The sequence below is a fragment of the Endozoicomonas sp. ONNA1 genome, assembly GCF_024606325.1.
Classification (GTDB): Bacteria; Pseudomonadota; Gammaproteobacteria; order Pseudomonadales; family Endozoicomonadaceae; genus Endozoicomonas_A.
Genome location: NZ_JAHHPN010000813.1, coordinates 1 through 6,108, shown reverse-complemented (window position 1 = coordinate 6,108; position 6,108 = coordinate 1). Strand labels below are relative to the sequence as shown.

Below are 6,108 nucleotides of genomic sequence, written 5' to 3'. Positions count from 1 at the left end.
CGTTAAAAAGTGGCTCAAAATGCTCATTTACTCGCTGTAAACTGCGCTTTTTCGCTACGTTTGCAACCGCGTCCTAAACGATTGTTATTTCTTAATTTGCTATGACTCGGGCAGGCAGTGTTTGTACTTATTCGTCATCGTTTATTCATCTATTTTATATGGAAATAAAAACAAACAAACTAAATATCATATTAATAATCAGGAAGTACTATGAACGATTTTATCTCTGCATCAAACAATCTTCTTTGGGGGAGTATCCTGATTTACCTGCTGCTTGGAGCCGGTATTTTATTCACCATTCGTACACGTTTCGTACAAATCCGTCGCTTCGGTCTGGCTGCCAAAACCATGATGGGTAGCCGCAGAACTCATTCCGACCTTCATATTTCCCCATTCCAGGCATTCTGCACCAGTCTTGCGGCCCGAATTGGTACCGGTAACATCGCCGGTGTTGCCGTTGCTATTTATTTGGGTGGACCCGGTGCCATCTTCTGGATGTGGCTTATTGCCCTATTGGGTATGGCTACCAGTTTTGCCGAAAACACCCTCGCCCAAATCTACAAAACCAACAATGGTGATGGCACTTATCGCGGAGGTCCTGCGTACTACATGCAGAAAGCACTGGGTCAGCGCTGGATGGGCATTGCTTTCTCTATCTCTCTGATTATTGCGTTCGGATTTGCTTTCAACAGCGTTCAGTCCAATTCTATTGCAGCCGCTTTCACGGGTTATAACATTGCTCCTGAATACATTGGCATCGGACTGGTAATGGCCAGCGGCATCATCATCTTTGGTGGCATTCGTTCCATCGCCAAAGTCGCTGAAATGATTGTGCCATTTATGGCTGTGGGCTATCTGGCTGTGGCGGTTGTTATAGTGGCCATGAATATCCCTGAACTACCGGCTGTATTCACCCTGATTTTCAAGAGTGCTTTTGGTCTTGAAACCGCCATGGGTGGCGGTGTCGGCTACATGGTTTCCCAGGCTATGATGCAAGGTATCAAGCGTGGCCTGTTCTCCAACGAAGCCGGTATGGGCAGCGCACCTAATGCTGCAGCGACTGCACACTCCACTCACCCGGTTAGTCAGGGCATGATGGGCATGCTGGGGGTGTTTATGGACACCATTGTCGTGTGCACAGCCACGGCTGCCATTATACTGGTGTCTGGTATGCTGGAACCGGGCAGTGGCCTGACCGGCGTTGCATTGACTCAGGCAGCCCTGTCCAGTGAGATAGGACCATGGGGTGGACATCTGGTTGCATTAGCCATCCTGCTGTTTGCTTTCACCTCCATCATTGCCAACTACTATTACGGTGAATCTAACCTGCTGTTCATTAAAAACAGCAAGACTCTGCTGATGATTTATCGTCTGGCCGTCCTGGTCATGGTGTTCTGGGGTTCTGTTGGCAACCTGCCTACCGTATGGGCTTTCGCTGATCTGTCTATGGGTACTATGGCGCTGATCAACATTACGGCTATTCTGCTACTGTCAGGTATCGTCGTAAAAGTTCTGAAAGACTTTGACGATCAAATTGCTGACGGCGTTGTACCGGTATTTAACCGCAAGAAGTTCCCATTCCTGGACAAGACCATGGATAAGGACGTGTGGCAGGAACATAATGCTGGCGAAGCTCAATCTTGCCCTATCCCGGAAGCCGACGTTCGACCGGCCACTGAATAACACCCAATGAGGCCGAGCCATCCGCTCGGCCTGTTTTTCCTTTGAAAACACTATTTACAATCTCTCTGCCCCCGCACATGTCACCCTCCCGTGTTGCCAGAACCCGCCCCAACCTGAATTTGTGGTATGCTTGAGCCCGTTTTAATTTATCCGGGTGAGTACCGTCCTTTTTTGCCATGCACTGAAGCACTCTGGCTGACAAAGGTCATCCTGAAGGCAGGTATTCCCTCACCAAGTCAATGGAAAAGGTTTCTAAGCATGCCGGAAAAAAAGCAGGGCTTTGCCTTTGAGCAGTCGCTCACAGAATTGGATGCACTGGTTCAGCAAATGGAGTCCGGTGATATGACACTGGAAGCGTCTCTGAAAGCCTTTGAAAAAGGGGTAAAGCTGACACGTGAATGTCAGAAAGCGCTGACTGAAGCAGAACAGAGAGTCCAGCAGCTTCTGGAAAATCAGGGCCATTTGGAAACCCGCCCTTTCGATCCGACAGAAGGCGAATAATCCATGACTCTGCTGGAATACATCAAGGGTTGTCAAAACCGCGTTGATGAGCAGCTCAAAAATCATCTTCCCGACATCAGTCACGTCAGTGCAAGGCTGGTTGAGGCGATGTCCTATTCTGTTTTTAACGGTGGCAAACGTATTCGACCGATTCTGGTTTATGCTGCCTCTGAAGCCGTAGGTGGCGATCAGACTCAAGCGGACCCTGCTGCCTGCGCTGTAGAGCTCGTCCACGCGTACTCCCTGGTGCATGATGATCTTCCAGCGATGGATGATGATGATCTTCGAAGAGGCAAACCCACCTGCCACAAAGCTTTTGATGAGGCCACTGCCACTCTTGCAGGTGATGCTCTGCAAACTCTGGCATTTGAAGTACTGGCTTCAAGCCATCACGAATTACCCGCTCCTGTCTGCCTGCAACTGATCAGGGAACTGGCCCGTGCTTCTGGCCATGGGGGTATGTGCGGTGGCCAATCCATGGACCTGAACTCTGTAGGCAGTCCATTGAATCAGGAACAACTGCAATTAATGCACAGCCACAAAACCGGGGCACTGATTCGCGCCAGTGTTGTCATGGGCGCACTTTCAAGTGGCAAAGTCGAAACAGAACAACTGAACCAACTTATTCGCTATGCAGACGCCATTGGTCTGGCTTTTCAGGTTCAGGATGACATTCTTGACGTCACCGCCGACACCGAAGTACTGGGTAAGCAACAAGGGGCAGATCTGGCTCTGGATAAGCCCACCTATGTATCCCTTATGGGATTGCAGGGTGCCAGAGAACTCGCCAGCTCGCTCTGTCACCAGGCGATTTGCTCCCTCGAAAGCTTCGGGGATCAGGCCATTATCCTCAGGCAAATGGCAAAGTACGTCATCCAGAGATCTCATTGATTCGATGTAATATCATTACGTAGCTTATCTTCAGCATTGCCATAGAAAAAACCTACTGTTCAGGTACAATCCTATAATTCACTGATGACATTTACTGTTATCATTCTTCGCCTATTGAGAAGAGCCAAGAGTGGTATCAGTCTCTCATGACTGTGTTACGACGCTGTCAGGCTTCGATACCCTCAAACCTGGCAAACTGCCGGAAACATCAAGGTTTCCCCTTTCCGTCCCGTGCAAGTTGTGGTGAATGAGGGACGACGTCGAATTTTCGAAAAGCGACCCGGGACCAGGAAACTGGCTTTTATGATCGATTCCCATGAAAGGGTCGCTTTTTATGGCTGAGAGGCCTGGACCGCGAGCAAACATGTTTCACGAAATACCCAAGACAAAGCCTGATACTCCCTTGTTAGATCAGGTCGATACTCCTGACCAGCTGCGCCAACTTGATAGATCAGATCTGCCCCGGCTGGCCCGGGAACTCAGAGAATTTCTGCTTTACTCGGTCGGTCAGGTGGGTGGACATTTTGGTGCCGGGCTGGGTGTTGTTGAGCTGACTGTCGCCCTGCACTACCTCTTCGATACTCCCCATGATCGTCTGATATGGGATGTGGGCCACCAGACCTACCCCCATAAGATACTCACTGGCCGCAAAAACAAAATGGACACCCTACGCCAGAAAGACGGTCTGGCTGCATTTCCAAAAAGAGAAGAAAGTGAGTTTGATACCTTTGGCGTGGGTCACTCCAGCACTTCTATCAGTGCCGCACTGGGCATGGCTACCAGCGCCCGGCTGAAGAGAGAAAAACGACGCACGGTTGCAGTGATTGGCGATGGTTCCATGACGGCCGGGATGGCTTATGAAGCCATGAACCATGCTGCAGACCTCAAGGCCAACATGCTGGTTATTTTGAACGACAACGACATGTCCATTTCAAAAAGCGTAGGCGGTTTGTCAAACTATCTGACCAAAATCTTATCCAGCAGGACCTACCACCATATTCGGGAAGGCAGCAAGAAAGTGCTTAATGGCATTCCCCATGCCTGGGAACTGGCTCGCAGAACTGAGGAGCACATGAAGGGAATGATCATTCCCGGTACCCTGTTCGAAGAAATGGGCTTTAATTATTTTGGCCCTATTGACGGCCATGACCTACCCATGCTGCTACACACTCTTGACAACCTTAAAGATCTGGACGGCCCTCAATTTCTGCACGTGGTAACCCGCAAGGGTAAAGGCTTCACACCTGCAGAAAAAGACCCTATTGGTTATCACGCCATCACCAAGCTGGAACCAAGCGCTACAGTCAGTGGAGAAAAACACGGGCTCCCTAAAAAGCCCAAGTACTGTAATGTCTTTGGTCAATGGCTGTGCGATATGGCAGCAAAAGACGACAAACTGGTAGGTATTACCCCAGCCATGTGCGAAGGCTCGGACCTGATTCGCTTTGCCGATCGCTATCCGGATCGCTACTTTGATGTTGCTATTGCCGAACAGCACGCGGTAACTCTGGCTGCCGGTATGGCTTGTGAGGGGATGAAACCTGTCGTCGCGATATACTCTACTTTCCTGCAAAGAGCTTACGACCAGCTAATTCATGACGTTGCAGTTCAGAGGCTGAACGTCCTTTTTGCCATCGACCGGGCAGGTATGGTTGGAGAAGACGGCCCAACTCATGGTGGCTGCTACGATATTGCTTACTTGCGCTGCGTGCCTGAAATGCTGGTAATGACGCCTTCCGACGAAGACGAAACTCGTCGTATGCTCTCTACAGGTTATCAGTATCAGGGGCCGGCTTCTGTCCGTTACCCGAGAGGGACCGGCCCCGGTGTAGCGATCAGTGAAAGTCTCGAATCCATGACCATTGGTAAAGGCGAGGTTCGCCGCCGGGGGCAACAAGTGGCCATTCTTTCTTTCGGCACTCTGCTAGAGAACGCCTTGGAAGCTGCTGACGAACTTAACGCCACTGTCGCAAACATGCGCTTCGTTAAACCGCTGGATAAAGAGCTCATTCGACAACTGGCCAAAGAACATGAACTTCTGGTCACACTGGAAGAAGGCTGTATTGCCGGTGGAGCGGGCTCAGCCGTTGCCGAGTTCCTCAATGAGCAGGGCATCCATGTGCCGGTCATGCAGCTGGGTATTCCGGATGAATACGTTGAGGCCGCCAGTCACAAACAACAACTGGCCGAGTGTGGACTCGATGCCGGAGGCATCAGACAATCCGTTATAAAGCGTATGAGCCGCAGCCTGAAAAGCGCGATTAAGATCGCCCATGTCACCCCGGCCTGATCACTTCATTATCAGCCTCCTGATCACAGGAGGCTGAGTCATTTCCCTTCTGTTAGTTTGATTTATTGTTGAACAGATGTCGCTAAATGCATGGCTTCTTCACCTTCAATTTGAACGGTCACATCTTCATACCGCGATATTTTATTATCTCGCATTTCTATATAGCCAAATATTTTGAACAGGGCCGTAGTACCCTCATTGGATGTCACTCTGGATGTGTGGTGATCGAACCCCCGGTCACCGTTGAAAAAAACCCGATGCACAGAAATATCCACGCCATGGGTATGCTCTTTAATCCACTGTAATCGCTCGCAAATTTGTTGGCAGCCCTCCATGCGTCTTTCATTAATCATTATGACGGCATCATCCGTAAAATAATCGGCGACTTTAGAAGCGTCATGCTTTGCTAAAACATTGTGTAGAGCATCACTGAAAAATTGAATTTTTTGTTGATGAGTCATTACTTTTTCATTCATAAGCATGATTCCTGCGATAAAAGTCAGTACAACTGTTATTTCTCTCTGTAGGGGACAATTTCGAGACAAAGCTTGATATGAAAGGGTAAATAGGTGTCCGATAGCAGGTATTCTGCAAGCCCATTACCTCAAGCAGTCACCTTTCGTGCAACGCACCCATTTACTGGCAAAGCATCTTAAAGCCTCTCCTGGCTGGCATCAATCCTGTATTATTGCGCTGGTTATTTTTGGCCTCATCCGGATGGGTTCAGTCAACCTGTCCCGTAT

Annotated in this window: 5 protein-coding genes; 4 read left to right on the top strand and 1 reads right to left on the bottom strand. The window is 49.5% G+C overall.

Features of this window, described 5'->3' with window-relative positions; all coding sequences use genetic code 11:
- Positions 1-210 precede the first annotated feature (210 nt).
- The 4 genes from KDK19_RS19325 (at position 211) to dxs (ending at position 5,365) form a co-directional block, all read left to right on the top strand.
- Positions 211-1,683 carry a sodium:alanine symporter family protein gene (locus tag KDK19_RS19325; protein ID WP_257292658.1) on the top strand — a complete coding sequence of 491 codons (1,473 nt, stop codon included), beginning with the start codon at positions 211-213 and terminating at the stop codon, positions 1,681-1,683.
- 258 nt (positions 1,684-1,941) lie between these two features.
- Positions 1,942-2,184: an exodeoxyribonuclease VII small subunit gene (locus KDK19_RS19320; protein WP_257281049.1), complete on the top strand. Its 243-nt coding sequence runs from the start codon at positions 1,942-1,944 to the stop codon at positions 2,182-2,184.
- Positions 2,185-2,187: 3 nt separating this feature from the next.
- Positions 2,188-3,075 carry a (2E,6E)-farnesyl diphosphate synthase gene (gene ispA, locus KDK19_RS19315; RefSeq protein WP_257292657.1) on the top strand — a complete coding sequence of 296 codons (888 nt, stop codon included), beginning with the start codon at positions 2,188-2,190 and terminating at the stop codon, positions 3,073-3,075.
- A 364-nt stretch (positions 3,076-3,439) separates the two neighbouring features.
- A complete protein-coding gene (gene dxs, locus KDK19_RS19310) occupies positions 3,440-5,365 on the top strand; it encodes a 1-deoxy-D-xylulose-5-phosphate synthase (protein ID WP_257287157.1) in 1,926 nt (641 codons plus the stop codon).
- Positions 5,366-5,427: 62 nt separating this feature from the next.
- Here dxs and KDK19_RS19305 read toward each other — a convergent pair whose 3' ends face one another.
- Positions 5,428-5,841: a nuclear transport factor 2 family protein gene (locus KDK19_RS19305; protein WP_257280995.1), complete on the bottom strand. Its 414-nt coding sequence runs from the start codon at positions 5,839-5,841 to the stop codon at positions 5,428-5,430.
- Positions 5,842-6,108: the final 267 nt, after the last annotated feature.

Coding starts and splice junctions, on each gene's coding strand:
- KDK19_RS19325 (WP_257292658.1), top strand. CDS start 211: ATGAACGATTTTATCTCTGCATCAAACAATCTTCTTTGGGGGAGTATC.
- ispA (WP_257292657.1), top strand. CDS start 2,188: ATGACTCTGCTGGAATACATCAAGGGTTGTCAAAACCGCGTTGATGAG.
- dxs (WP_257287157.1), top strand. CDS start 3,440: ATGTTTCACGAAATACCCAAGACAAAGCCTGATACTCCCTTGTTAGAT.
- KDK19_RS19320 (WP_257281049.1), top strand. CDS start 1,942: ATGCCGGAAAAAAAGCAGGGCTTTGCCTTTGAGCAGTCGCTCACAGAA.
- KDK19_RS19305 (WP_257280995.1), bottom strand. CDS start 5,841: ATGAATGAAAAAGTAATGACTCATCAACAAAAAATTCAATTTTTCAGT.